General features: G+C 71.2%; 3 protein-coding genes and 1 pseudogene. All 4 read left to right on the top strand.

Features of this window, described 5'->3' with window-relative positions; genetic code table 11:
- Positions 1-181 precede the first annotated feature (181 nt).
- On the top strand, positions 182-628 hold the full coding sequence (locus tag ABZ646_RS42130; RefSeq protein ID WP_360531746.1) for a hypothetical protein: 447 nt from the start codon (positions 182-184) through the stop codon (positions 626-628).
- A 103-nt stretch (positions 629-731) separates the two neighbouring features.
- Positions 732-1658, top strand: coding sequence for a hypothetical protein (locus ABZ646_RS42125; RefSeq protein WP_360531743.1), 927 nt, complete (start codon positions 732-734; stop codon positions 1656-1658).
- Between the two features lie 117 nt (positions 1659-1775).
- Entirely contained in the window at positions 1776-2978 is a 1203-nt protein-coding gene (locus ABZ646_RS42120) for a permease (protein WP_360531740.1), read from the top strand.
- Between the two features lie 259 nt (positions 2979-3237).
- Positions 3238-3861 (top strand): annotated as a pseudogene (locus ABZ646_RS42115) (cellulose binding domain-containing protein); the annotation flags it as partial.
- Positions 3862-3981 lie beyond the last annotated feature (120 nt).

Genomic DNA, 3981 nt, shown 5'->3' with positions numbered 1-3981 from the left:
TGGCGTCCAGTGTCCGAAGGACAGGAACCCGATCTTTTTCATACCGCTTTCAACAAGGGGCGAACGCATTCATTCCGCAGTCGGGGAGGGCGGCCCGGCCCATTGCATACCCCGCCCCGGTATGGTGGGGGTGGGCGGTCGCAGGCGGCACGCCGAATGGTGCGGCGAAAAGGGACAGAACGTGGGCAGTGGACATGCAGGCAGGCGGGGCATTGCCCGGCTGTCGGCGCTGTGCGCGGTGCTGTTCGGCCTGTTCCTCATGCATGGCGCCCCGGCCGCGGCCGCAGAGGGTTGCCACGGCGCCATGTCCACGATGGCGGCCTCGCCGATGACCGGCGGTCACAACCCCGCCGCCCTGCTCGCGACCCCTACGCCCACCGCGCACGGTACCGGCCTCGCCGTCCGGTCCGCCGATGCCTCTGGAATGTCCGGGACGCTGTGCGTGTCGACCGCGGCCCACGAGCGGACCCACCTGCCCGCGCCCGGCCCCCTCGGCCTGGCAGGCGCATCAGTGTTCGCCCCGTGGGCGCTGGCCCGCCCGCGGGCGGCGGCCGGCGAGACGGGGCGGCGCGGGCCACCGGACGGCGGGCGAGATCTCCTTCTTCAGGTGTGCATCGCGCGGACGTGACAGGCGCGCACCGGATCCCGGCCCCAGGCCGGAGCCGGCACCGCGTCCTGCTCGTTCCCGCGCACCACCGCTGTGGTGCGCCCACCCGGAAAGACCCACCTCGATGGCCACCTCCTCCCGTCTCACCGCCCGCCGCCGCACCCTCGCAGCGGCCGGCGCCGCAGCCGCTCTCGCGCTGACGCTTGCCGCCTGCGGCTCCTCCGGCGACTCCTCGTCCATGCCCGGCATGGACCACGGCGATAAGTCCGCCGCCTCCTCCTCGCCCAGCGCGCCGCAAGCGATGGGCGACATGCCCGGCATGGACCACATGGCCTCCGGCAACGGCCTGTCCGACACTCAGGACGGCTACCGCCTCACCTCCGCGGATGCGACCCTGCCCTCCGGCAAGCAGACCGCTTACCGGTTCACGGTCACGGGCCCGGACGGCAAGGCGGTCACCGGCTTCGCCCTCGACCAGACCAAGCGGATGCACTTCTACGCCATCCGCTCCGACCTGACCGGCTTCCAGCACATCCACCCCGCCATGGCCGCCGACGGCGCCTGGACCGCTGATCTGGCCTCCCTCACCCCGGGCTCCTGGCGCCTGTTCGCCTCCTTCACCCCCGACGGCGGGCCCGGCAAGGACAAGGACTTCGTGCTCTCGCGCACCGTCACCGTGCCCGGCACCGCGACCAACACCCCGCTGCCCGCCCCCGCCACCAGCACCCAGGCCGACGGGTACACCGTCACCGTCAAGGGCGAGCCCATGGCCGGGATGGCGCACCCGTTGACCGTCTCCCTCGCCCAGGACCGCAAGCCCGTCACCGACCTCCAGCCCTATCTGGACACCTACGCCCACCTGACCGCCTTCCACGAAGGCGACGCCGCCTTCGCCCACCTCCACCCCACCACCAAGGTGACCGGCGACCACGGCGGCCCGGACCTCGCCTTCCACGCCGAACTGCCCGCCTCCGGCAACTGGCGGCTGTTCCTGCAGTTCCGGACCGGCGGCACGCTCCACACCGCCGCCCTGACCCTGCGCGTGGGCTGACCGCGAGCGGGGCGCCGCCCTTGCTTCCGGCGGCGCCCCGCACCCGGCCCGACAGACCCGCCCCTCACCACGTGCCCTCCGGGGCGTACGCCGTTTCGTGCGAGGAAGGCTTTTCAGATGCACGCCGTACTGCACGCACTGTCGATCACCGGCTCCATGACCTGGGAGATCACCTGGGCCCTGATCCTGGGCTTCACGCTGTCCGCCGTCGTCCAGGCCGTGGTCCGCAAGTCCACCGTCGTCTCCCTGCTCGGCGACGACCGGCCCCGCACCCTTGCCGTCGCCGCCGGCCTGGGCGCGGCGTCCTCGTCCTGCTCCTACGCCGCGGTGGCGCTGGCCCGCTCGCTGTTCCGCAAGGGCGCGAACTTCACCGCCACGATGGCCTTCGAGATCGCCTCCACCAACCTCGTCGTCGAACTCGGCGTCATTCTCGCGCTGCTGATGGGCTGGCAGTTCACCGCCGCCGAATTCGTCGGCGGCCCCATCATGATCATCCTGCTGGCGGTCCTGTTCAGGTTGTTCCTGCGAGACAGGCTCCTGCGTCAGGCTCGCGAGCAGGCAGAACGGGGGCTTGCCGGGTCGATGGAGGGCCACGCCGCGATGGACATGTCCGTACAGCGCCAAGGTTCCTTCATCCGTCGGCTCCTCTCCCGCGAGGGCTTCACCGCCACCAGCCACGTATTCGTCATGGAATGGGCGGCGATCCTGCGTGATCTGGTCGTCGGGCTGTTCATCGCCGGGGCGATCGCCGCCTGGGTCCCGGACTCGTTCTGGCGCACCTTCTTCTTCGACGGCCACCCGCTCGCCGCCAAGCTGTGGGGGCCCGTCGTCGGCCCGCTGGTGGCGATCGCCTCGTTCGTGTGCTCCATCGGTAACGTGCCGCTGGCTGTGGTGCTGTGGAAGGGAGGCATCAGTTTCGGCGGCGTGGTGGCGTTCATCTTCGCCGACCTGCTGATCCTGCCGATCCTCAACATCTACCGGAAGTACTACGGCGCCAAGACGGCCGCTTTCCTCCTCGGCACCTTCTACCTCGCGATGGTCATCGCCGGGTACATCGTGGAGTTCGCCTTCGGCGGGCTCGGCCTGATCCCTGATCAGGCCGACGCGAAGGTCCCCATGGAAGGCGTCAGCTGGAACTACACCACCTGGCTCAACATCGCCTTCCTCCTCCTGGCCGCGGTGCTCCTGGTGCGCTTCTGGCGCACCGGCGGCATGACCATGCTCCGCATGATGGGCGGCTCACCCGACACCAGTCATGACCACGCCGACCACATGCACCACGGGCACCACGCGGCCGACCCCCACGGCGGACACCGCTGAGTGCGACCGGCCCCGCCCGGGGTGCTCGACAAGCCGATCCGCCGGCTGCGGCCGCGACCCACGCCGACGTTCAGGGGGTGAGGGTGCCGAGGCAGGCGGGCGGCGTCCGGCGACTTCCGGCGCAGTGCGACCGCACCGCGCCGGCACCGGGGCGCCGCGGACCCATGGCTGGGCGCCGTCCCGCACGCCATGCACGAGAACGCGGCCCACCCGTGGACGGTCCCCGAACCCGCCGCGATCAACTGGCGCACGACCACCGCGGCCGGTCGGCTCGCCGACCGGCAGTTCCACCGTGGCCGGGCGTTCCTGGCAGGTGTGGTCCGGCAACAACGGCACCAACGACGTGCTGTCCTTCGTCGCTCCGTCGGCGATCGACAGCTGGAACTTCGACGTGATGGACTTCGTCCGCCAGGCGGCGGCCCGGGGGCTGGCGCAGGACAACTGGTACCTGACGAGCGTTCAGGCGGGCTTCGAACCCTGGCAGAACGGTGCGGGGCTGGCGGTGACCTCGTTCTCCTCGGCCGTCAACCTCGGCGGCGGGACCGGTGGCGGTACCGGCGGCTCGTCGGCCTGCAAGGTGGCCTATGGCACGAACGTGTGGCAAGGAGGGTTCACGGCGGAGGTCACCGTGACCAACACGGGCTCGTCGCCCGTCGACGCCTGGAAGCTCGCGTTCACGTTGCCGGTCGGGCAGCGGGTCACGAGTGCGTGGAGCGCCGAGATCTCACCCTCGTCCGGAGCCGTGACGGCCGGCGGTATGGCCTACAACGCGTCCATCGCGCCGGGCGGCCAGGTCTCCTTCGGGTTCCAGGGCACCTATGACGGCGCCTTCGCCGAACCGGCCGCATTCAGCCTGAACGGCACGTCCTGCACCAACCCCTGAGGCTGTCGGAACGGGCGGTCTGAACCCGGCCGCCCTGCAGGCCGTCCGCGCCCGACCGCGTGCACCGGCACCGCGGATCCACCCGGCCGACGTTTCTGCTCGGCCGGGCGGATCCGCGGC

It is taken from the genome of Streptomyces sp. NPDC007162 (assembly GCF_040634175.1).
Lineage (GTDB): Bacteria > Actinomycetota > Actinomycetes > Streptomycetales > Streptomycetaceae > Streptomyces.
This window is presented reverse-complemented; position numbering and strand designations above follow the sequence as displayed.

Coding starts and splice junctions, on each gene's coding strand:
- ABZ646_RS42125 (WP_360531743.1), top strand. CDS start 732: ATGGCCACCTCCTCCCGTCTCACCGCCCGCCGCCGCACCCTCGCAGCG.
- ABZ646_RS42120 (WP_360531740.1), top strand. CDS start 1,776: ATGCACGCCGTACTGCACGCACTGTCGATCACCGGCTCCATGACCTGG.